This window comes from Ruminococcus sp. CAG:379, from assembly GCF_000434255.1.
Taxonomy (GTDB): domain Bacteria; phylum Bacillota; class Clostridia; order Oscillospirales; family Ruminococcaceae; genus Ruminococcus_F; species Ruminococcus_F champanellensis.
In genome coordinates this window covers 44,303-69,228 of the sequence record NZ_FR894924.1, presented here as the reverse complement: position 1 = coordinate 69,228, position 24,926 = coordinate 44,303, and the positions used below count along the sequence as shown (strand labels likewise).

General features: G+C 53.4%; 12 protein-coding genes, 1 other RNA gene and 1 other annotated feature. Of the genes, 5 read left to right on the top strand and 8 right to left on the bottom strand.

Annotated elements, in window-relative coordinates:
- The 3 genes from QVO51_RS10035 to tyrS all read left to right on the top strand — a co-directional run.
- Nucleotides 1–1,820, top strand: a 1,820-nt coding sequence (locus tag QVO51_RS10035; RefSeq protein ID WP_288168151.1) for a DUF6055 domain-containing protein, incomplete at its 5' end; no start/stop codon positions are given.
- Complete coding sequence (locus tag QVO51_RS10030; RefSeq protein ID WP_022358282.1) at nt 1,780–1,911, top strand: hypothetical protein; 132 nt, start codon at nt 1,780–1,782, stop codon at nt 1,909–1,911. The genes QVO51_RS10035 and QVO51_RS10030, both read left to right, overlap by 41 nt.
- Before the next feature lie 71 nt (nt 1,912–1,982).
- Nucleotides 1,983–2,208, top strand: a binding site (T-box leader).
- A gap of 44 nt (nt 2,209–2,252) precedes the next feature.
- Nucleotides 2,253–3,470 (top strand): tyrosine--tRNA ligase, encoded by a 1,218-nt coding sequence (gene tyrS / locus QVO51_RS10025; protein WP_022358281.1) that lies wholly within the window; start codon nt 2,253–2,255, stop codon nt 3,468–3,470.
- Nucleotides 3,471–3,585: 115 nt separating this feature from the next.
- On the opposite strand, the gene hemW is transcribed toward tyrS, so the two are convergent.
- From hemW to QVO51_RS10000, 5 genes are all read right to left on the bottom strand, one after another.
- Entirely contained in the window at nt 3,586–4,683 is a 1,098-nt protein-coding gene (hemW, locus tag QVO51_RS10020) for a radical SAM family heme chaperone HemW (protein ID WP_022358280.1), read from the bottom strand.
- The gene (locus tag QVO51_RS10015) at nt 4,680–5,000 is read right to left on the bottom strand and encodes a hypothetical protein (protein ID WP_015557959.1); all 321 of its coding nucleotides are present in this window, start codon (nt 4,998–5,000) and stop codon (nt 4,680–4,682) included. Before QVO51_RS10015 ends, hemW begins: the two co-directional genes overlap by 4 nt.
- Nucleotides 5,001–5,019: 19 nt before the next feature.
- Nucleotides 5,020–6,822 carry a translation elongation factor 4 gene (gene lepA / locus QVO51_RS10010; protein ID WP_022358279.1) on the bottom strand — a complete coding sequence of 601 codons (1,803 nt, stop codon included), beginning with the start codon at nt 6,820–6,822 and terminating at the stop codon, nt 5,020–5,022.
- Nucleotides 6,823–6,842: 20 nt separating this feature from the next.
- A complete protein-coding gene (locus QVO51_RS10005; RefSeq protein ID WP_022358278.1) occupies nt 6,843–7,775 on the bottom strand; it encodes a hypothetical protein in 933 nt (310 codons plus the stop codon).
- A 716-nt stretch (nt 7,776–8,491) separates the two neighbouring features.
- Entirely contained in the window at nt 8,492–8,752 is a 261-nt protein-coding gene (locus tag QVO51_RS10000; RefSeq protein ID WP_276747604.1) for a hypothetical protein, read from the bottom strand.
- A gap of 172 nt (nt 8,753–8,924) precedes the next feature.
- Here QVO51_RS10000 and QVO51_RS09995 point away from each other — a divergent pair, with 172 nt between their 5' ends.
- Both QVO51_RS09995 and ssrS read left to right on the top strand, forming a co-directional pair.
- Complete coding sequence (locus tag QVO51_RS09995; RefSeq protein ID WP_015557957.1) at nt 8,925–9,278, top strand: DUF1292 domain-containing protein; 354 nt, start codon at nt 8,925–8,927, stop codon at nt 9,276–9,278.
- A gap of 66 nt (nt 9,279–9,344) precedes the next feature.
- Nucleotides 9,345–9,532: non-coding RNA, 6S RNA (ssrS, locus tag QVO51_RS09990), on the top strand.
- Nucleotides 9,533–9,644: 112 nt separating this feature from the next.
- Here the strand turns inward: ssrS and QVO51_RS09985 are convergent.
- The 3 genes from QVO51_RS09985 to QVO51_RS09975 all read right to left on the bottom strand — a co-directional run.
- Nucleotides 9,645–14,114: a leucine-rich repeat domain-containing protein gene (locus tag QVO51_RS09985; protein WP_022358277.1), complete on the bottom strand. Its 4,470-nt coding sequence runs from the start codon at nt 14,112–14,114 to the stop codon at nt 9,645–9,647.
- Nucleotides 14,107–22,629: a fibronectin type III domain-containing protein gene (locus tag QVO51_RS09980; RefSeq protein ID WP_022358276.1), complete on the bottom strand. Its 8,523-nt coding sequence runs from the start codon at nt 22,627–22,629 to the stop codon at nt 14,107–14,109. Before QVO51_RS09980 ends, QVO51_RS09985 begins: the two co-directional genes overlap by 8 nt.
- Nucleotides 22,630–22,880: 251 nt before the next feature.
- Nucleotides 22,881–24,926, bottom strand: a 2,046-nt coding sequence (locus QVO51_RS09975; protein ID WP_288168147.1) for a glycoside hydrolase family 9 protein, incomplete at its 5' end; no start/stop codon positions are given.

Below are 24,926 nucleotides of genomic sequence, written 5' to 3'. Positions count from 1 at the left end.
GTCTGTTCGGCACGGACGCACAGGACGTACTGGGGCATTACGCAAAGCGCATGGCGACTTTTCATTTTGGTGCCAAAGACGCATACCGCAGTCAATTCCAAAGCAAACTCAGGCAGTCCCCCTTCTTCTGGAATCTGTTCTACACTGTGCTGGAGGACAACGGAGACGGCTGGCTTCAGTCTCCCCAGGAGGAGGCTCCCATGCAGTCCGGTATCAACATTGTGCCCCTGACCATCACCGGAGATACCATTTCCGTGGACTTGAAGGGTCTTTCCAATGACAGCAACGCCGGCTGGCGAGCATGCATCGTCATGGTCGATCAGGCGGGCAACGAGCATTACTCTGATCTGTTCGACAGCGGTGAACGCATGACCGTATCCGCCAACGGAGCAGTTTCCGCATACCTGACTGTCACCGGTACCCCCAAGGATCTGTATGATATCAATGCATTCCATAAGGACAATGTTTCTTCTTATAAAACCGGCACGGAGCGGCAGCGCTATCCCTACGCAGTGAAGCTCACCGGCGCACAGGTGCAGCAGTCCGGCGGCTACAGCAAGGGTAGTGGACATATACATGCCAACGGCGGCGGCTGGGTGGCTGACAGTGCTTCTGTTGCCGATTCTGTCTATGTTGGCCCGGACGCTATGGTATTGGGCAACGCCACACTCACCGGCAACGTGCGGGTGGAGGATCATGCCATTGTGGCAAACAGCGTCACCGCATCGAACCAGGTCATCATCAGCGGTCACGCAGTGGTAGACGGCGGCGGCATGATCTACGACAACGGCTGGGTATTCGGCAGCGTGACCCTCAGCGGCAATGCCCTCATCGGCGACAGTGCGGTAGTCTCCAACTCCTGCAAAGTGTCCGGCAACGCCAAGATCCTGCAAAAGGCGTTTCTGGCGGAGGCAGTGACCGTCAGCGACAATGCGGTCATCAAAGGCAATGCCTACCTGTACGGCAAGGGCAGCTACTCCGGTCAGGCAATCGTTGACGGCGACTATTCCAATGAACAAACCAAAAACAGCGGCGTAGGCTTTGGCTGGCTGGATGATTACGGCTGGCACGACACGGAGGACGGAATCCTGGCAGGCTACACCTTTACAGAGCAGACCGACACCTGGGCACAGGATACCTATGCGGCAACAAATGCTTTGCAGCAGGGCGCCCAGTGGGAAAGCCAGCGCACCTCTGCCAACGGTGTGCTGTCCTTTGACGGAGCGGACGACTATGTGATGCTGGACGATACGGTGATCCGTTCCAAGGATCTGCAGATCAGCCTGGCAGCGCTGTGGAAGGGCGGTACCGCCAAACAGAATCTGTTCTGGTTCGGTGATGAAACCGCATACATGGCATTCACCCCCTGCAATGAAAACGGCGTGGCAGAGCTGACCATCACTGACGGGCAGACCACGGAGCATCTTACCGCTTCTGCGCCGCTTGTCAAGGGAGAATGGAGCAAGATCACCATCCGCATTATAGACGGCAAGGGCACCCTGCTGATCAACGGCAGTCAGGCCGCCAGCAACAGACTCTCGCTGACGCCTCTGGCTGTTATGAGTGCAGCCCGGGACGATTACGCATTCCTGGGGAAAGGCATGACGGACCGGAACTTCAAGGGCGCTGTGGATTACATGAACTTCTATTTCAAGGAAGTGGAAGAGCCCCAGCTCACTTATTCCGGCAGTGAAGCAGTGGACAATACGGATCCGGGCGTATCCGGCATCCGGGGGGGACGTAAACGCAGACGGACAGTTCAGTATTGCGGATCTGGTTATGATGCAGAAGTATCTGATCCGGGGTGGCACGCTGACTGACTGGCAGCAGGGAGACCTGTACGAGGACGGCGTGATCGATGCAAAGGATCTGGTGCTGATGCGCCGAATGCTCAGCGAACAGCGTGCATAAACCCGTCCGGCAATCCCACGCAAAACCAACTGCATGACTTGACAATCTGAAAAATATGTGGTATGATATTTGAAAACGCTTTGACGAGAAGAAGTAGCGGATTCCCATCCGGTCAGAGAGTCTCCGTTTGGTGCGAGGAGATGCGGATGCCCCGTGAATACGCCTCTGAGCGGATGTCCTGAAGGCTGCACCCGGTCGGGTAGGGGCATACGGTTTACAGCCGTTATCCTGTCCGAGGTTCTGCATGCTTTATGCAGAATAAACTGAGGTGGTACCACGAGTCAATTCGTCCTCTGTCGCTGCGGCGGCAGGGGACTTTTATTATGTAAAGGAGCGATCATATGACGTTATTTGAAGAACTGAAACGCAGAGGGCTGCTGGCACAGCTCACCGATGAAAAGGAGATCAAGGAACTGATCAACGCCGGCAAGGCAACCTTCTACATCGGCTTCGACCCCACTGCTGATTCCCTGCACGTAGGCCACTTTATGGCGCTGTGCCTGATGAAGCGACTCCAGATGGCGGGCAACAAGCCCATCGTTCTGTTGGGAGGCGGCACCGGCATGATCGGAGATCCGTCCGGCAAGACCGATATGCGGAAGATGATGACCCGGGAAACCATTGAGCACAATGTCGAATGCTTCAAGAAGCAGATGTCCCGGTTCATTGATTTTTCCGAGGGCAAGGCGCTGGCGGTAAACAATGCAGACTGGCTGCTGGATCTCAACTATGTGGACGTGCTCCGGGACGTGGGCGCATGCTTCTCCGTCAACAAGATGCTGACCTTTGAATGCTATAAGCAGAGAATGGAGCGGGGACTCACATTCCTGGAATTCAACTACATGATTATGCAGTCCTACGACTTCTACCGCCTGTTCCAGGATTACGGCTGTAATATGCAGTTTGGCGGAGATGACCAGTGGGCAAATATGCTGGGAGGCACAGAGCTGATCCGCAAGAAGCTGGGCAAGGACGCTTACGCCATGACCATTACCCTGCTGCTCAATTCCGAGGGCAAGAAAATGGGTAAGACGGAAAAGGGCGCTGTATGGCTGGATCCTGCTAAGACTTCCCCCTATGAGTTCTACCAGTACTGGAGAAATGTCAACGACGCAGACGTGATCAAGTGCCTGAAGATGCTGACCTTTGTGCCGGTGGAGGAAATCGAGGATATGGAACAGCATATGGAAGGTGCCCAGTTCAACAAGGCAAAGGAGCTGCTGGCATACGAGCTGACCAAGCTGGTGCACGGCGAGGAGGAAGCCAATAAGGCGGATGCTGCGGCAAAGGCGGTATTCAGCGGCGGAAACAGCGCAGATATGCCCACTACCACCCTGTCTGGGGAGGACGTACCCGAGGGCGGCATTGGTATTCTCACCCTGCTGGTGAAGTGCGGTCTGGCAGCGTCCAACGGCGAGGGCCGCAGACTGGTGCAGCAGGGGGGCATCAGCGTCAATGATGCAAAAATCACCGATCCCCAGACCATGCTCCAGCCTGAGGGGGAACTCATCATCCGCAAGGGCAAAAAAGTATTCCACAAGGTGGTTATGGAAGGCTGATTTCTGCTGTCACAGCAAACAGGGCAGGTGTCCGAAAGGATACCTGCCCTGTTCTTTTAGGCAACACCATGTAGGGAATGTACGGCAGATATTGTGCAAAGCCATCCAGCCAGCTTTACTCCACCAAACTGCAAATCACGCTGTTGGAGACTAAAAAGCCCTGCCGGGTCAGCCGGATCCGATCCGGCTCTATCCACAACATGCCTGCCTTTTGCAAAGGCTCTGCCCGGTGCAGCAATCCTGCCCAGCAGCTTTCCGAAAAGTCCTGCTGCCGGATGCCCTCCGCCAGCCGCAGACCTAGCATGACCCGCTCCTCCGGAGTATAGGGTTCCTCGTCCGTCAGGATCTCCTGCTGACGGGGTGCTTGCAAAAAACCGTCCAGATCCGGGGGCACCGCGTACCGTCTGCCGTTGAAGCAGGAATGTGCCGCCGGGCCGATGCCGATGTAATCCACGCACTGCCAGTATTTCAGATTATGCCGGCTTTCAAAGCCGGGGCGGGCAAAGTTGGAGATCTCATATTGCCGGAACCCCTGCTGCTCCAGGCATTCCGCCATCTGTACATACAGCAACGCCGCTGCATCCCCATCGGGCACCTGGCTGCGCATTGCCTCCGTGTCAAAGGGGGTGCCCGACTCGATACTCAGCAGATAGGCGGAAACATGGGCAATGGGCAACTGGGCATACACCGCAAGGGACTGTGCAAGGCTCTCTCCGGTCTGCCCCGGCGTACCAAGCATCAGGTCACAGGAGATATTCTGAAAGCCCGCTGCCGCCGCACGATCCACCGCAGCAATCCCCTGGGCAGCGGTATGCCGTCTGCCAAGTCGGTACAGCTCCGCATCCACAGCGGACTGCATACCAAAGGACAGCCGGTTGACGCCAAGTCCCCTCCAGGCATCCAGAGCAGCAGGGGTGGCGGTCAGTGGGTTCACCTCCAGAGTGATCTCCGTGTCCGCAGCAAGAGAAAACCGCCGGCGGGCAGCATGCAGCATCTGACCCAGCAGCGGCGGCGGCAAAATGGAGGGAGTCCCCCCTCCGAAATACACCGTATCCACCGACAGCTCCGCCGGGTATGCGGCAATGTTCTCTGCAACCCGGGCAGCATAGGCTCCCGCCCGCTCCCGCCGGTATGGATTGGAGTAAAAGTCACAGTATGGGCACTTCACTGCGCAAAAGGGCACATGCACATACAGTCCAGCCGGGATACTCATGCGTCCCGGCGCACCGCTTTGATCAGCGGAAAGAAAAATGCATTGACCAGTCCGGTCAGCAGAACATACAGCAGCACAGCCCCCAGAATGCACAGCATGGCAGTCACAGTGCTTTCGATCCACAGAATACACGCCAGCACAGCCGCACCCATCAGCAGGGACAGGATCATACGGATCACTGCTGAGGCTTGCCCGTTGACGCACTTTCCGCCGCATGCCTTGCAGGCTCTCCCCTTGGAATTCATAGGCCCTGCCAACGCCTTGGTCAAAGGGTTAAAGGTCTTTTCCCCACAGTGGGGGCAATCGTAAATACTCATGGTCACACCTCTTACAGCATCATTCATCCAGCTTCAGCACGCTCATAAATGCCTTCTGAGGCACGGAAACGGAGCCAAGCTGACGCATACGCTTCTTGCCTTCCTTCTGCTTCTCCAGCAGCTTCTTCTTCCGGGTAATATCACCCCCATAGCACTTGGCAAGTACGTCCTTCCGCAGTGCCTTGACGGTTTCTCTGGCGATGATCTTGCCACCGATGGCAGCCTGGATGGGAACCTCAAACAGCTGACGGGGAATGTTTTCCTTCAGCTTCTCCACAATCTTTCTGCCCCGGTTGTATGCGGCATCCGCAAAGACAATAAAGGACAGGGCATCCACCACTTCCCCGTTCAGCAGGATGTCCAGCTTCACCAGACGGGACTGGGCATACCCCAGCAGCTCGTAATCAAAGGAAGCATAGCCCTTGGTGCGGGATTTGAGGGCATCAAAGAAGTCGTAGACGATTTCATTCAGAGGCAGCTCATAGTGGAGATCCACCCGGCTGTCGTCCAGGTATTCCATATTCTTAAAAGTACCCCGCCGCTCCTGGCAAAGCTCCATAATGTTACCCACATAGTCCGAAGGAGCCAGAATATCCGCCTTCACCATAGGTTCCTCCGCAGAAGCAATCAGTGCCGGATCGGGGAAATTGCAGGGATTATCCACCATAACAGTCTGACCGTCCGTCAGATTCACCTTGTATACAACGGAGGGGGCGGTGGTGATCAGATCCAGATTGTATTCCCGTTCCAGCCGCTCCTGGATGATCTCCATGTGCAGCAATCCCAGAAAGCCGCAGCGGAAGCCAAAGCCCAGGGCAGTGGAGGTTTCCGGTTCAAAGCTCAGGGACGCATCGTTCAGCTGGAGCTTTTCCAGAGCATCCCGCAAATCCCCGTACTTGGCACCATCCGCCGGATAAATACCCGAGAACACCATGGGGTTCACCTTCCGGTAACCAGGCAAAGGCTCCTCACAGGGGTTCTCCGCATTGGTTACTGTATCCCCCACCTGGGTGTCCCCGATGCTCTTGATGGATGCGGCAATGTAGCCAACCTCGCCAGCCTCCAGCACCCCGGTGTTGATGTGATTGGTGGCATCCATATAACCGGTTTCCACCACCGTAAATTCCGCCCCGGTAGCCATCAGCCGGATCTTGTCCCCGATGCGCACCGTGCCCTCCTTCACCCGGATGTAGATGATAACGCCCTTGTATGCGTCATAATAGCTGTCAAAAATCAGTGCCTGGAGGGGAGCAGCCGGATCCCCCTTGGGTGCCGGAATGTCCGTGACGATCCGCTCCAGCACTTCTTCAATGTTGATGCCCATTTTCGCAGAAATCCGGGGTGCGTCCATGGCAGGAATGCCGATGACCTTCTCCACCTCTGCGCTCACCCGTTCCGGATCCGCCGAGGGCAGGTCAATTTTGTTGATGACCGGCACCAGTTCCAGGTCATGCTCCAGCGCCAGGTAGGTATTGGCAAGGGTCTGGGCTTCAATACCCTGGGATGCGTCCACCACAAGAATCGCACCCTCACATGCTGCCAGGGAACGGGATACCTCGTAGTTGAAATCCACATGACCCGGTGTGTCGATCAGATTGAAGCAGTACTCCTGCCCATCCTTTGCCCGGTAATTGAGCCGCACCGCCCGTGCCTTGATGGTGATGCCACGCTCCCGCTCGATGTCCATATTGTCCAGCAGCTGCTCCTCCATATCCCGGGCAGCAACCGTATAGGTTTTCTCCAGGATCCGGTCTGCCAGCGTGGACTTACCGTGGTCGATGTGTGCGATGATGCAAAAATTGCGAATGTTCTGGTTTGCCAAGGTGTTACCTCCATGCCTGCTTATTTAGACAGGTCGCTGATGACCTGTTCCAGTACGGGGAAAGCCTGATCGTAGCTTGCCTGCATTTTCTCTTCCGTGGCAAACATCAGCTTCTGCACCTTGCGAATGCCCAGATACAGGTCATCCAGTTCTCCCTCATACCCGATCTTCTTTAAAAAGTCCGTCTTGGTCAGATCAAAGCTGTAGCCGCTGACCAGCGGATTGTCTGAAAACTGCTGGGACAGATCCTGAAATGTCTGCTCCGGCATAATGGTGTCCTCGCATGCGCTGTCCGCCAGCACCAGCATAGCAGAGCTGGATTGCATTTCCACCACCAGCTTGGAGCTGTCCCCGTTGTAGTAGTTGGTACTGTTGTTGGGGTCATTCGTAACCGGAATGCAGTATACAGCCACCTTGACCTGTCCGTCCCCGTTCAGATCCGGCACAAACTGCTCAAAATACTGCGCCGTACCCTCCGTGCGCAGTGCCAGCTCCGAATCCGCCGACAATTGCAGGATAATCATGTCCGACTCCACCGTGGTCACATCGTCGTAGATCAGCACGCCGATGACAACGGCGAAAAAGGCGGCGATTCCCATCCACCACTTATTGTGGTAAAAGAAATTCCCGATCCGCTGCCGGAGGGTGTAATGCTTTTTCTCCTGCTTTTCTTCAAAGATGGTATCGCTGTCAGAAGCAATCCCCTGCTTAAGACGGATCAATTCCCGCTTATCCGCTTCCAGTTGTTCCCCGTACTTTTCCCGTTCCTTATAGTCCGCCTCAGCCTGTTGCTTCTGGTGCTCCCGCTCCGCAAGCTCCTGCTTCCGGCGTTCCGCCTGTTCCAGCTCCCGGGCGGTTTCAAACAGACTTTTCCCCTTTTTCTTCTCCCCGCCGGCCTGCTTTTCCGGTTCATGCCCGGTGATTTCTTCTGCTTTCTTGTCCTGCTCTGCCATTGGGATTCTCCTTAAAAAAAGAGGGCACAACGTGTTCTGCCATGCTCCTCTGCTCGTTTATTTGCCTTTTCAGCATTGTTTATTATACCATACGCAAATTATTTTTTCAATAGCCTTAGCGTATTTTTCACAGAAATTGCGCCAGAATACAAAAAGGGAGGATACGAAATCCTCCCTTTGTTTTTAATCCAAATGTTTAAGCGACTTTCATCACTTAGCGAAATTACCCTTTGGACTCACCCCTTTACGTTTGCTTCCCTGCGTCAGGTCGATGCTGCATGAATTTCATTCTGCATCACTCCTTGTACGTATTCTATCAACGTAACTGGATATTCAAAACGTTAATTTTCCATTGGCCTCCACCGATATCCTTCCTGCGAGATCAGCGCCTTGCGCTTAGAAGAATCAGTAATCGTACATTGGTACCACCTTGTTCATCAGCATTGGTGCTTGTGCGAAAACTCAGTGTCTCATTGGAACCACCTTTTCATAGTTGATCTAGCAATCTATGTCAAAGACCCAAGGTCTGTAAACCGGAGCATCCGCTCCAAAGGCCCCATCATTTGACGTTGCTAGTTTTGGCTAATCATTGAAGAATTAGCGTTTGTGTCCGTTTTAGCATACAGTCATAGGCTGTGAACCGGAATCTTTTCTTTCAATACTATGGAAGATTCACTGAATATTTATGTGTGCTTCCCTCTTGGTCATCCGGCGTCTCAGCGCTGTGCACCTGAGCCATCAATGATAGCCAATAACTGCTGCTCTGCCTGATCCATCGGGCTCAACTCCTTTGTCATCTGATTGTTTCCGAAACGGAGCAGCTGCTCCGAACCCTGACGGAAACGGATGTGAAGAAAAATCACGGTAAACTTTTGTACATTGAAAGGATTGATCTTTTCTCTGACGTTGGCAGCTTTAACACTGCGCTTACTTGGTTGATCTACCGTCTTTCTCTTTCCTTGAATATATAATACCACAGCTTTTAGCGTTTGTCAATAGAAATCTGAAACTTTTTTCGGATTTTTTGTTTAATATCACGTTAACAATTTGATGCTTGACTTTTTCATATTGGCGTAGTAAAATGAAAATGTACGAGGGCTTTTAAGCCATCCATACAAACCGTCGGAGTTCCGACAGAAGGAGTTTAGAATGTCTGAAGAAATGAATGAATACACCCCGGATCTGTACACACTGGTGGACGAAGACGGCAACGAGCAGACCTTTGAAATGCTGGACGTAATGGAAGTGGATGACCAGCGGTATTTCGCATTGATCCCCTACCAGGCTGATCCGGAATCTATGATTGAGGATGACGGAGAGCTGGTGATCCTCAAGTCCGATATGGTGGACGGAGAGGAAATGTTGGTTTCCATTGAGGACGATGATGAGTTCGACCGGATCGGCGAACTGTTCCTCAAGCGTCTGGATGAGATCTACGATGACTGTGACTGTGAGGATGACGGCTGCGATTGCGGCTGCTGCGGTCACGATCACCAGGATTAATCCGCAAAATTTACACTTGCATTTTTGACCCCACTGTGGTATACTATCTTTAACGAAAAGGGTTGTTCCTTTCTGCCTTGTTCGAATCAGAGTCGCTTTTATAATCCAACACTTTTTAAAAGGGAATTCAGCTCCGGCTGGGGACTGCAGACCTCCCACCATCCGGTGGACGAAGGGAGCGAGAGACTTCCGGGCGGATACCCACCTGCTTCGTGCGGGTTTTATACACGACACGACGGCAAGGCGGTCTTTAAAAAAATCAGGTCAGCTGCATTTGCGGCTGGCCTGTTTTTTTATCTGCTGCAAAACGAATCGGATCCGATACCAGTTGGTATCGGATCCATTTTCAGTATAAACCGGTTGAGCTTATGCATCTGTCTCCGGCTCTTCCTTTGTAAGGAACTCAAAGGTATAGCCGTTGTCCTTGGCATAGCTTTGCGCATAGGAGCCATCCTCGCCCCGGAACAGCTCAATGGTGCAGTCAAAGAACGCATATTCATCGATCAGTGCAAGATCCGTACCGCAGGTGAACCGCTTCAGACCGGTGCAGCCGCTAAATGCAGCATTGCCCACGCATGTCACCGTATCTGGCAGCTCCACGCTTGCAAGACTCTGGCAATACAGGAACGCACCGTCTCCGATCTCGGCCAATCCTTCGTGCAGTGTAATCTTCTGCAGGTTTGTCTGATACGCGAATACCCCTTCGCCGATCACCTTGACAGTATCCGGCACCGTGATCTCCTGCGCCTTGCCGTTGTACTGATACAGCACCCCATCGCCCAGTATTACAAACTCCCTGGACTTCCAGTTGGAAGACAGCTTGGTGTTGTAAAAGGCATTGCTGCCGATCCAGGTAACGGCTGCGGGAATGTAGCAGCCGGAAAGGCTGGTGCAGTTCATGAATGCATAATCCTCGATGCTGGTCAAGGTATTGGGCAGGGTGATGTTTGTCACACCGGACAAGCCCTTCAGTGCCCGTGTGCCAATCGCAGATACAGGCATTCCTTCAATGCGGGCTGGAATCGTAATCCCCGTACTTTTTACAGAAATCTGATCGATCCGCACAGTCTGATCCTCCAGCACCGTGTACTTCACGCCGTCCGTAGGCTTCAGAATAAAGGCTTCCTTGGAGGCAACATAATTCTGCACTTTGCTGTTGAAGGGTACATGGAAGGTAACGCCCGGAACCTGCTTCACGGTACCGGATGCACCATCGTCGTAAAATCCGATACTGTTGTAATACAGGGTGGAATCACCGCTGATGGTAATATCCAGCAGCTTGGTACAGTTGCCAAAGCTGTAGTAATCAAAGTCGCAGTACTTTGTGGGGAAGGTCACATTGCTCAAAGAGGAACAGTTGTAGAAGCAGTTGTCATCAAAGGCGATGCTGTTGTCCGGGAAGGTCAGCTCCTCCAGAGCAGTACAGTGCTGGAACGCACTCATGCCTACATACTCCAGCGTTTGCGGGAAGGACACCGCCTTCAGAGCATTGCAGCCGTTGAATGTGTAGGAGGGAATCCGTGTGATTGTCAGCAAAGACAAGTCCGCACTGGTCAGACTGGTACACTGTGCGAACACACGGACGCCAAGGCTAGTGACGCTTGCAGGCAGCTGGATCTCCTTGAGCTTTCCGCATCCGTAAAACGCCTCATCCGCAATCGTTGTCACCGTATCCGGAATCACAACGGACTCCAGCGCACTATCCCGGAACGCATACTTCTCAATGGCAACCACCGGTACATCTTCCACAGTGGCAGGGATCTCAAGGTTGATGGCTTCCGGATCGCAGTCGGTAATGTGAGCTCCGTCATTCTGGATGTAGTATCCAACCGGGCACTTGGAGTAATCCCGGTCAGTCACCAGCTTGAAGTTGATCTCATGGTTCTGTGCATAAATGTGTGCAGTGGAATTGGGGGCGCACAGAATGGTCAGATCCATAGTTTCCCCTTCCTTTACACTGTAACCCAGAACATCCTCTCCCATTGTTGTGACAGTGCGGGGAATGGTGATCTCATGCAAAGAGGAACAGCCATAGAAGGCATAGGAATTGATACTGGTCACAGTTTCCGGAATGGTGATCTCCGAAAGACTCGAACAACCATAGAACATGTAAGCGGGAATGTCAGTCAAGCCTGCCGGCAGCTTCACAGTTTCCAGTCCGGTACAGCTCTGGAATATAAAATTTCCAATTGATGTAACGGAATCCGGCAGTTCCAGATTGGTCAACGCTTTGCAGTTGCCGAATGCGCCATACTCAATCGTCTCCACCCCCTCCGGCAGTTGCAACTCTGTCAGTGAGAAACAGTTGTAGAACGCCTGGTATCCAATGTGCGTCAAAGAATCCGGCAAAGTGACCTGTTTCAGATTACTGCAGGACTGCAGAAGATACGGTGAAAGGCTTGTAATCTTGGTGACACCCAGATCAAGCTGTTCCAATCCCGCATCCATAAACGCATAGGATCCAATCTCCGTAATGTTCTCCGACAGCTTGATGTCTGCCAAAGCGGAACAGCCCTCGAATGCATCCTTGCCAATGATGGTTACACTATCCGGCAGCTGAATGGTTTTCAAAGCAGAGCAGTTATAGAATGCACCAATGCTGATCGCAGTAATATTCGTTGGCAGATCGACCTGCGTCAGCGCCTTGCAATCCGAGAACAGCATATTGGGAAGACTGGTTATTCCATCCGGCAGGGTAATGCTCTGGATGCCGGTTGCGCCAAACGCTCTGTATCCCAAAGTGGTCAGCCCCTCCGGCAGCTCTAAGCTGGTCAAGGAGGAGCAGCCATAAAAGGCGTTTTCATCAATCTTAGTTACAGTGTCCGGCAGGGTGATGCTCTTCAAGGAGCTACAGCCTTCAAACATCCTATAAGAAATCGTTTCTGTTTTGGAGGGCAGCTGCACATTGGTCAGACTGGTACAGCCCAAAAACAGCTGTTTATCCATGGACACCACCGAATCCGGAATCACAACCTCCTTCAGACTGGTACAGTTGCTGAATGCACCATACCCGATGCTTGTAACCGTGTCCGGAATCTGGATCTCCTTCAGGCTGCTCATGTTGGAGAACATGTAATTGGGAATCTCAGTCATGGATTTGGGGATTGTCAGAACCTCCAGCTTGGTTTCTGAAAAGGCATCGTTTCCAAGATCCTGTATATCATCCGGCAGATTCAGCTGCGTCAGATTGACACAGCGGCTAAAGCTTCTAATGCCTATGGTCTTTACGGAATCCGGAAGTGCAACCTCCGTAAGCCCCTGGCAGTTGTAAAATGCCTCCTGGCCGATGGTCTGCAAATTTGCCGGCATTTGTACAGAAGTCAAAGCGACACAGTGTGCAAAGGCGTCGTTGCCGATGCTCTTGACGGAATCCGGAATCACGACACTTTCCAGCTTGATACAATAGTAGAACATGTAATCGCTGATTACAGTCAGCTTGGAGGGCAGGGTAACGGACTTCAGAGCAAGGCAGTTATCAAATACGGAACTGCCCATTTCGGTTATGGAATCCGGCAGTTCCACGGACTCCAGCTTGTAGCATTCCTCAAAGGCGGACGCCCGGATCGTGGTCACAGTGCCCGGAATTGTCAGACTTGTCAAGCCGGTACAATGGTAAAATGCAGAAGTTCCGATGATGGTCAATGCCTCCGGCATCTGTACATCCGTCAAAGACGTACAGTGTGCAAATGTTGTCGAGGGCAATTCCGTCAAAGTATCCGGCAGCTTCACGGAGGTCAGATTATCACAGCCATAGAAATTGCCATTCCCCATTTCTGTGATACCGTCACCAATGGTTGCTGTTTTCAGTCCATCGCATTCATAGAAACAACCGCCCGCAAGGGCAGCACCCGCCGGAACCTCTACCTGGGTCAAAGCAGTGCAATAGCTATATGCATCCCTGCCGATGCTTTTCAGGTTTGCGGAAAATTCAACCTTTTCCAGTGCATTACACCGTTCAAATGCTTTATCTCCGATCACAGCGACGGATTTGGGCAGCACAGCAGTCTTGAGCTTATTGCAGCTTGAAAACGCGCCTTCGGAAACCTCTGTCAGTTCCGTTGGGAATACCACGGATTCCAGAGAGCCATTGGAATAAAACGCACAGCCGCCGATGGTGCCCTGTTCCCCATTAAACAGCACCTGCCGCAGATTTTCACACTGGGAGAAAGCGTACCTGCCCAGTTGAATACCCTCCGGCAGCTCCAGCTGCTCCAGGCCGCCGCATTCATAAAATGCAAAGTCTCCTACGGATACACCTGCCGGCAGGCTGACACGGGTCAGACCGGAGCACTTGTTAAAGGCGTTGCGACCGATGGTAGTCACAGACTTAGGTACCGTTACACTCAGCAGGGATGAACACCCATTAAATGCATAGTCCGGAATAATCGTCAAGGTATCCGGCAGCTTCAGATTTACCAACTTATTGCAGCCATCAAATGCATAATTTCCAATTGTAACCAACCCTTTACCCAGGTCTATATCAACCAGCTGACTGCACGCATAAAATGCATACTCCCCGATAGATGTAACCGTATCCGGCATTGCCACACCGGTCAGCTCTGTATGCTTGTAAAAAGCTCTGGCACCGATGGCACTGATGGACTTACCGTCAATGGTTTCCGGCAGGATCAACACTGCGTCTGTGCCGGTATAGCCGGTAATGGTAATCGTATCGTCCTCATTCACTGTATAGGTATACTGCTCAGCGGTGAGGGTTTCTGCGGTGATACGCATCACCGCAGTTTTTACAAGGTTGGTACACTCAGGGTTCATCTGTGCGCCCACAATACTCAGCGCAACAGCCATTGCCATAGAGCGTCTGATATATTTATTCATTGTTTCCTCCTGCATTCTTGAGAAAATCCGCAAACGTAAGCTCCGGATCTACCAGCTTTTCCGCACAGTAATTGAGAATCAGAATGGCATCCGTCAGCGTAATGGAACCGTCTTCGTTTACGTCCCCACGACTCCGCTGTGCTTCGTCCAGGGTTGTAGTTCCCACTGCACGGGCTGCACACTCATCCAGGAGCATAACCGCATCATTGACGGTGATTTCCCCATCCCTGTTTACATCCCCGATGGTTACGGTGGGAAGGCTTCCGCCCAGATAAACAGCAACCAGCTCCTCGTTGTCGGATTCATCATACTCCGCTTCGTCCGCAGTCAGCTTGACCATCACATACCGGTTGTCCTCAGAGATGATGGAATCATCCACATCCACTGTGTATACGGTGCTCTGACCAGGCTGCAGTTCCTCCACGATCAGGGAAAGAACCGGTTCCTGGGATTCACCATAGTGATACAGATCCAGAATACCGCCGGTGGGAATCAGGCCTTCGTTGGTCACGCAAATCTGCAGCTTCGTGCCCTGTGCGGTAATCAGCTGATCGGTTGTCAAGGAAAGCTCCGTATAGCCGATGCTGAACGCTGCCGCATTGTCTGCTTCATTCACATCCGTTGTATCCGGAACGGATACGATCACCTGATACTCCGTGGTGCTCATGTCCTCCGGAACCTGGAAGGAAGCGGCGAGTACCTGTGCCGTACCGGACAGGAGTGTGGTTTCCACATCCTGCGTGTTGACCAGGGTACCATCCTTGGTATACACCCCGATGGTCACGCTGTTGACTGTGCTGTTCCCGTGATTGGTGACAGTCACATCCAGAGGCAGTTGACTGCCGGGCTGGAGCTGTGTGAAGTCATAGTCCACCTTGTCAACGGAAAGATCGCTGAAGGTACTGCGGAGCAGTGCGCACAATGCGCTTTCTACCTGCACATCATCCTCTGTAATGGTGACGTTCTGCCGGAGCATGGTCAGCAGCAGCTGATCGCCGCAAACCGCAGCCCCTGCGCCGTTGATATAGCCCTCTGTATCGGTCAGCTGAATCGGTGCGCCCCATGCCTGCTGTGCCGCATCGTAACGGATCAAGAACAAATCGCTGCCGTCCTTGCCGGCGCTGGTGTATACGACTCCATCCGGCAGCAGGGTGTATGCGTCGGTCAGACCGCTGATGCCCTGTGCAAAAAGCTGTGCAATTTCCTTGCCGTCCGCCGTACAGCTGAGGTTATAGGTATCGTACCAGAGCAGCAGCGGGGAGTCAGACCATACAGGCTGCGCAAAGACAGGTGCGGATACGCAGCCGGTCACTACCTGCTGCTGTGTGCCGTCTGCTGCAATCAGAGTCATCGTCCGGTCATCCGCAGTGGTCAGATCACGATCCCCGTCGGTGATGCATGCAACGGACACGCCGCTTTCCAGCTTGCCAATCTGCAATCCGGTCACTGCCGTCAGGTCAGAAGCCAGTGCAGCCGGTTCACTCCAGGTGCCCTCTGTGCAGATGCTGTAGAAAATGGTATTTGCACCCTCTGTGCCAAAATAATTGCCCTTTGCGTTGGATACCCAGGCTGCATACACCAGTCCGCCGTCTTCAAAGAGAGTGGGAATGGAATTGCAGCTGTTTTCCGGAACAGTCATGGTGGTTACAGCCCCGAAGCTCTGCTGCTCAGCGTCAAAGACTGCACAGGTTACCCCCAGGGATGCTGCATAGGCATCCACCGTCAGCTCGCTGTCTGCACCAAAGGTCTGATTTGCTTCCTGGTAAGCCAGGTAAATACCATCTGCATTGCCGAACAGAGCGGGCTGATAATCGCCGGTCTCGTTTTCATCCACCGGCTTCGGATCACTCCAGGTACCGGTTTCAGCGGTGTATACAGCATACATCAGTCTGGATGCATCGTATACGCTCCGTTCCGGATCCTTTTCCAGATATACCAGCACATAGTTAGTGCCATCGGTTGCAAGCTGCGGATCTGCCCCATTGTTGGCATTGGTCAGCAGAGTCTGCACCTTGTCCGGCTCCATCTCACTGCCTCCTAGCCACTTGGAAACCGCCTGGGTCTCCTCGCTTAAGCTGTAGGCTGCGGTGTCATACAGGGGCGCCAGATAGCTGGGTGCCGCATCCTGTTCAGAGTTTGCAAGCTCCGGATTGGTGTACAGGTGCCATGTCTGGCTCGCCCAGGCTTTCTTATACTCAAAGGGGCCCACATATGCCCGGAAGCCCAACTCGCCGGTGAGATCCAGAGTATTGATCCGGGGACCGGAATCATTGGAGGTATCGTACAGCTGCATATCCAGATCCAGCTCTGCGCCGCCGTACACGCCAATGGCTGCAATGCTGGAGAAACCTACACCGCCGAATACTTCCACCCCTAAGGTGCCCTGTGCGGTAACTTTGGCATCCATCTGCCATGCATGATCGAAGTCGTAGGTAAATGTAATGGTGCTGCCTGCTACGATTTTACCGGTCAGACCAAGCTCTGCGGTTACCGGGATTACCCATACCACGGTCTGATAATCAAAGTTTGCGCCGGCTTCAATGCCGATATAGAGGTAGCCGTTCAGGATCGCCTTCCCGTTCTCGGAGAAGTCGCCCTCCACATAACCACCGCCAAGCACCTTGACCTCCGCCTTGCCCAGGCTGATCTTTCCGGTGTTGATGGACTGATCGTGCAGCAGATCCGAAGGAGAACGCTTCAAATTGGTCTTCAGCTTTTCAAAATCCTCTACGAATTTATCCAGTGCCGCCTTGTCTTCCTTATCCGTTGACACAATCGGAAGATCCACATTGATGCCGATCCGGATCTTGTTTTCATCCATGCAGATATTCAGATGCTCCAGGATGGGAGGATACGGGATCTTCACGGAAGAACCGCCGAAGAAGGGGATGGAATCGCTGATGCCAAAGGTAAATGCATCGCCGGAGAACTCAAAGCTGGGCTCTACCACGGTGGGATCCGGCAGAATGGTCAGATTGATCTTGCTGTCGTAGTATGCGCCGTTGGGCTGGTATACCCGGACAGTCAGCGTCTCTCCATCTCCCATTTCCTCAAAATCCTTGACATTCAAGCCGGTAAAGCTAAACTTGCCGCCGCTAGGCTTCACTTCCTGAATGATCTTACCATTCTGGAGCAGCTGGCAGCTTTCGGCGTCCTTTGCAGCCACAGCGCACTCAATGGCAAAATCCAGAACCTTGTTGCCCATATTCAGGCGCTTATAGCCGGTCAGCAGGTTCCAGGAACCCGCCTTTTTATACATTGCCTTGGTCAGGGCATAATCACTGCTGGATTCTCCGTTGAGCATCACAGTATCCGTGCCCCGGTACTTCAGATAATAATCACTGTCTTCATGGGTCTTATAGGTATCGGCGGAAACCCGGATGCCCACTGTTTCAGAGCCGCCTGCCGGCCGATCGAATCTGACCCGTCCCAAGGAATCCGCAGAAAAGGTCTTGGTGGTCTTGTCCGGATAGGTTACTTCAATCGTTGCACCTGGTACCCAGTTTCCTGCTGCATTGACCACTGCGATCACATATTCCTTGGACAAGTCCACATCCTTGTCCACACGGACATTGGAGGTAATGCCGTCATAGTCACCGTCCTCCAGCAGCTCGATGCTGTCCACCCAGCGCAGGGATACAGGGAAATTGCTGTCGGAAAGGGAACGGATGGTGGCATCTGCCAGGCGCACCGTGGAGCGGGCAAACAATGTACCCGGTACGATATTACGGATCGAGTATACAACGCTGAGGGTATAGCCCGGACGCAGCTCTTCAATGGATTCCGTCAGATCGATCAGTTCCATTTCGCCCTGCGGAGAAATGATCCGTGCCTGTAAGGGCTTGCCCTCCAGGGTATACTTTTCATGCTCCATGATCTGTGCAACAATGGTACCCACGGAAGCGCCCACATTGTATACGGAGCTGTCCGTGTTGTTCTTCATCTGCACATCGAAATAGGTCTTGTTGTTTCTGGATGCTCTGGGCACATTGATGGTGATCCCTACAGCGGTTTCGCCATAAACCTTGATTGCTTCCTCGCTGACAAATGTAGTCTCGATCTTCTCGTTGAACTGATCCAGGGTGCCGCTGAAATCTGCGGACAGGTAATACTCACCCTTGTGATCGCCCCGGAGAATCCAGGACAGCGTCTTCTGGCTCTTGCCGGGAATGCTGGGGATGTTCACAATGCGGCTGTCACAGCTTGCGGCAGACTCCATCAGCGTCAGCCCCTTGGGCACATTCAGGCTCACGGTGCTGTCGGAAATATTGAACTGCTCATCTGCGTTGTTGATGATATGCAGCTGCACATCGAAGAATTCCTTCAGATAGCTTACATTCACCGGCACACTCAGCATTGCAACGGTGCTGACCTCTCCGGTCTTCTCATTATACCGTACAAACACCGGTTCGTAATGGACACTGGTGTCTCCCTTGGTGGTATGGGAGGAAATGATGGTTTTGGTCCGGTTGTTTACGTAGAGCGCCATGGACTGGGTCTTCTTGCCGCTGTCCGTGGTGATCTCATAGGTCAGATCCACATTGATCTGTACGATCTGCTGGTTTTCCGGCTGGGTAATATCGATGCCTGCGGCAATGATCTCATCCAGGGTCATACGCTTGATCTCAAACTCCGCAGAAACGATGTACTGCTCCACCACTGCAAAGGAGAAGGCATTCTCCTCTCCGGCAGTCACGACGCAGTTCTTCACCTGGGGCAGATAGCCGTCCCCGTATACGCCGATATCGTGGGCGCCGGCAGGTGCCTGGAAGGTCACGATGCCCCGGCTGTCTGCCACATACTTGGTCTGGGCATCGGTGCCGAAGTCCATGTATACGCCAATGTTGGAAGCTGCCTTGCCGTCAGTGGTCTTGACCTGAACGGTGACAGTCCCCAGCAGCTGACGCTCCACTACCTGAACGGAACGGGTCAGAACGCTGACAAGTCCGAACTCATTGGTACAGGTCAGTTTCACCTGGTACACGCCGGTTTCCTGGTAAGTATGCTCAAACTTTGCAGTTTCCGGAGAAGTCGCCTTTTCCACTGCGCCGTCCCCGTATTCGATCACCAGAGCGTTGAGCAGTCCTTGATCCTTACTGCCGCTGGCGTCAAACACATATGCAACGCCCTGCTCCATAGCAGTGTCACAGTTCAGTGCCGGAACCGGCTTGGTATGTACGGATACAGAACCGCTGACACGGGAGGAAGTGTTCCCGTTGTAGTTGACGGAAACAATTTTATATGTATAGGTTCCGGCAGTGCGCAGATCCTCATCGGCAAATGCATAGCTGCCGTCTCCGTTCTTTTCCACTGCACGGGTTGCGATCAGATCATAGCTGCCGGAGCCGATCTTCCGGAAGATCCGATAGCCGCTGGTCTGCTCGGATTCATTCGCCGTCCACTTGACGGTATTGGCAGTTTCCGTCTGCTCCACAGTCACTTTGGTCACCGCAGTCACTGCATTGTTGACCTTGTATGCGGAATATGCATACTCGCTCACATTGCCGCTCCGGTCCGTGGCCTGGGCACGGATATAAATGGTGGTACCATCCACCATCAGCAGGTTGGGGATCTCCACCGTTGCAAACAGATAGTAGTCCGTCAGATCTGTGAAGCTCTTGAGGGTCTGATAGGTTTCTGCGTCCGGATCTGTCTTATACTCCACTGTCAGACTGGACAGCAGCAGGTTGTCCGATGCCAGAATGCCGATGGAATGGTCATTCAGGCTCAGTTCACTGCCGGTTTCCGGGCTGATGCTCTGGATCTCCGGCGCGGTGGTATCCTCCTGCAGGGTCGCAGCTACCACATTGGAGGGTTCACTTTCGTTGCCGGCAATGTCCACCGCAGTCACCTGATACCGGTACTGCACATCCGTGGTCACCTGCCGGTCAAAATGATTCAGATACCGGATTCTGTCGTAGAGCAGCCGGAATTCTCCGTCCTCCCCGTCTGCCCGGTACAGCCGGTAGTAATTCACATCTGTATCTGCTTCTTTCCACAGCAGCTCGATGCAGGAATCGTTCTCCACTGCCCGCAGGGTATCCATAGCGGCAGGGGCAGTCCGATCCACCATATACTCATATACAGCAGCATTCTCTACCGTACCCTTGTTCCCTGCCAGATCCTCTGCGTAGGCACGCACATAGAGCGTTCCCTCCGGATAGTCGGTCACGTCCAGGGTGTAGGGTGCGCTGAAGTAATTTTTCGTAGGTTCTGTATTTTCAATGACAGCAATCTGCTTCCAGGTCTTCTGATCCGTGGAAGCCTCCACCGTTACGGATGCTACAGAAAAGTCATCCCTTGCGTTCACCTGCAGCGGAATGGCCTTTGCAAAATAGCTGGGTGTGGGATAGATCGAAGCAATCACCGGTGCTGTGGTATCCTCCGGGGTGGTGAAGATCAGCGGCTCGGAGAATTCACCCTGGTTGTCGTATGTATCCACTGCGGCAACCACTACGGTATAGCTCTCTCCGGGCTTGAGTCCACTCAGGTTGATGCCCAGGGTGCGGTAGATATTCTCCGTCTTGTAACCGCTGCTTCCCGTCACACCGTATCTGACCACAAAGTGGTGCAGATCCTGGTCGGGCACATCCTCCCAGGCAACGGTAGCTGTAGTTGCACCGGATGTCTTCAGATTTACGCCGGTCACCTGCTCCGGTCCCTTGTTGTCAATGGCGTAAATATTGATATTGGCGCCGCTGCTTTCATTGCCGGCGTAGTCATAGGCAACTGCCTTGATCTGTACAGATGCCTCATCATAGGCACTTGTATCAAACCGATAGCTTACGCTGTCCCCGTTGGCGGTAAACAGTGCCTTCCAGGTCTCGCCCTCATCATCGGACAGGAAGCAGGTAATCTTCGCTACGCCGATGTTGTCCTGTGCCTTGACATTCAGCGTCACCACCGAGTAAAGCACAGTGCCGCTGCCCGGCAGGAACAGGGTGATCTCCGGCATGGTCTGATCCACATGCGCAGATCCGCTGACCTCCGCAGAGAAGGTTCCCTCCATACCGTACTTGTCAACGGCTGCAATGATATAGAAGTATTCCAGACCGGTTTCCACGTCCTTGTCCACATACTTCAGCGTGGAACGTCCCTCCACATAAGCAAGCTCGCTGTAGTTGCTGGTGGCAGTCCGGCGATAGATCCGGTAGCCCACAACCTTCAGCTCCGCTGCAATCCCCCAGGTCAACTCGTTCTGCTCATCCCCGGGAATGACGGTAAAGCCGAACACTTCCCCCGGCGGTGTGTTATCCACCTGTGCAGTGGTCTCCGCAGAAACTTCAGAACCGTCCACATCCGTCAGAGTCAGTCCCAGCGTATAAGTGCCGGTTTTCAGCTCGGACAGCTGCCATCTGACCTGCAGCTCAGAAAAGCTCTGATCCTCTCCTTCGCTGATGACGGTGCGGGTGCCCTCCTCATCCGTGCAGTACAGGGTGTATGTCTTTGCCCGTACCCCATGCTCCATCAAACAGGTCACAAGGGTGGATGCTCCGCCCACCGCATTTTTTCCGTCCGGCAGACTGATGGACTGGATCACCGGCGCAGTGGGGGTCACAGTAATGGTGCGGGAGGGAGCGGACAGATAGTCCGTGCCGTATGCCTGCACGCTATACAAATAGCTCTTGCCAGTTTCCAAATCCTTATCATCAAAGAACAGATCCTCCGTGCGGCCGATTTCCTCCCCGTCTCGGCTGATGATATAGCCGGTCACCTTGTCCGCATCAAAGGGCATGCTCCAGCTCAGCTGCAGGGACTTGGAGTTCAGCTCCGAAGCCCGCAGATAAACCGGCTTGGTTTCCATATCCACGGTCACACCGCCAGTGGCAGCCTGGGATGCATATTCCTGGTATGCACTGTTGAAGAAATCCGCACCCACTACGGAAACGCCATAATCCCCGTAAGCCTCCGGCGGAAGTGTAACCGTAATGGTCGCCAGAGTGCCCCGGTATGCGGGCGAGCCGCTGTACATGCCGTACAGCTTCAATGTGCTGCCGTCCAGTTTATACTGCACATCTCCGTTGCAGGACACCTCCTCCACGGTCAGCGCATTGTCCAGGGAAAGCCTCATTTCATAGGCAGCAACGTCCATTTCCCAGTCCGCCAGGCTTATTGCAAAGGTCGCCTTTTCCCCGGCGTATCCGGTGGTGGAGCTGATGCTCAGATCAACCTGCTCTGAAACAGTCGCCTCCTCCGGCACATAAGCCTTTATTCCGTTGATGGCATCCTTCACTGCCATCAGATCCCGCACGTCGATGACTGCATCGCCGTACACGTTCAAAGCCTCATTGTCTGCTGTGACCGAAGCGGTTCCGGTCGTGCTACCGATCGCTTCCAGGATCAGCGCACAATCCTTCTCGTCAACCTGCTTGTCTCCGTTGACATCCGCCGAGCCGATGGTCACGGTGGATTCCAGATCCTCCGCCAAGACCGCCAGGCTGTCGAATGGAGCCGCCATGGTCAGCATGGTGGCTGCCAGCAGTGCAGACATGCTTCGTTTGAAGAACATGCTCATATTCTGCCTCATTTCCTTAAAATACTATAAAACTACATGCAATTTCAGCAATACTGCACAAGGATTATATACTTTCTTTGTGCAAAGTTACTTTATTACGCTCATAGCTTCACATTTTAATTATACCACGCAATCATCGGTGCGTCAATGACGAAAGCATCCAGAATCTATAATTTTTTGCGCCTGCATATTTCCCATTTCAGCAAAAAACGGTACAGAAGTCTCTGTACCGTTTGATTTTGCGTATTTGATTAAGATGCCTTTCCAAGCTGGGATGCTTCGATCAGGTGTGCCAAATACCGGGCAATGGCTGTAATGTCCTCCATATCCACATTGCCGTCCTTCACACAGTCCGCATTCAGCAGTCCCTGTGCAGTGACCGCCTTTGCATCCTTGTCCTGTGCCACATACCGGGACAGCAGCACAACATCTGCGATTTCCACAGCGCCATTGCAGTCCACATCTCCGTACAGGGTTTCATCCTCCTGCGCGTCCGCAGGCGCCTTGCCCCATACATGCTCTCCATCCACATACATGGTAATCAGATCGTATTCGGTCAGCGCCTCCGCCAGGGTCACGCCCAGTTCATCACAGGTAGACAGACCGGAACGGCTGTAGTCGTTGGTGGGATCCCAGATGAAGGTATACTCCTCATTCTGTACCTGTGCCATCAGTGCGAACTGGAACTGCATGGTTCCGTAGAATTCATATCCCGTCCAGGTCATCTCTAGATAGCAGTCACCCTTGTCGTTGTACTGCACCACTTCATAAGTGACCTCATGCTCGCCGTTCGTATTGGACTTCATGGCGTCATAGTCCACCCGGACAGTCAGATCGTCCAGAGTCTGTCCGTTCTTCAGAAGCTCTGCAATGCTGAAGTAATAGCGCACCTTGGTTTCCTTCAGATAGTGGGGCGGCAGGAAACTGGAGTTGTCGATCTCCACCAGCACCTGCGTTGCCATGTTGTCTTCCTGACCGATGGAAGCCTTCAGCTTATACTCCACAATGTCCCCCTTCATGGAAGCCTCAGAGGGTGGGAAGTTTTCCTGGGGTTTCATATCCTCCGTGCCGCAGAAGTTATACAGACCGGCACATGCCCCCACGAATGCTGCGTTATAGTCCACAGCAACCTCGTTATAAATATAGTCCTTGGTAATATCACGGTGCCAGTCGCTGGCATCCGGGCCGCCTACCAGCGCACCCCAGAGCACATGGGTCTGTGTCTGAGGATCATCCATGTTCAGAGTCTTGGAGCCGTGTGCCGCCCGGTGATGGGGATGGCTTGCTGCCGTAGGAGAATATCCAACAATGTAGGGGCGGTTCATGGGGTTCTTACCCATAATGTACTCCATCTGCCCCTCTGCCCAGTCCACAAAGGTGTTATCCCCGGTTTCCTTGGCGTAGACGCAGGCGCAAAGCTGTGCGGCAGCGTCATACCGGGCGGAGCCGTATTCGTTCAGCATGGAAAAGCCAGCCGGTGTCTTTGCCAGGAATGCACCATCCTCGGTGGGCAGATCCGCAATTTCCTCCGCCGTGATCTTGGTGTTCCAGATCTGATCGTCCAGACCAAAGTTCTTATGGGAGGTCACCGCAGGCACGCTTGCCGCCATGGTAACATTGTTCTGCTCTGCTTTGGCAGGTGCTGCCGCAGCATCCTGCTCGTTCATGCCGGACCAGTACTCCAGATTCCACCGGAAAATGTACCAGTCACGGGAGATGTTGGTGATGGGTGCCAGCTTTGCAAATACACCGCCCCATACCGTATCCCAGCAGTGCACCCAGATGTTCTGCCAGCAGTTGCCGGTGTCAGAGATGATCCGCTTCAGATAACCGGTGTAGGGATGAGCCCCCATGTCCCCGGTTATGGTTTCATCCACATGAATGATGTCGTCAATATAGTCCCACTCGCCGGTGCATTCATACAGCCACACAGCTGCCCACGCCAGTTCGTCGTAGTCATAGCTGGAGGTGTAGAAGCCCCCGTCATAGCCCAGACTGGTGACCTTCAAGCCCTCCGTCTCGGTATGGGTCTTGACTGCAAAGTCATACAGGGCGATTGCCTTTTGCAGGCTCTCGGCTGCATACTCCGGCTCCGTGTCCTTGAAGTTCAGGTAGTTGATGGCAAGGGAAGCCGCCGTGCCGGCACACATGTCGGAGGCAGGGGTTTCTGTTGTGGCAAAGTATGCAGGACGGGCAAAGTCCAGCAGATTTTCGTTTTGCAGCTCCGGTGCGATCCAGTAGTTGTGGTCGATATTGCCCTCGCCCACCTGGTAGCAGTATGCCACCACTTCACCGTT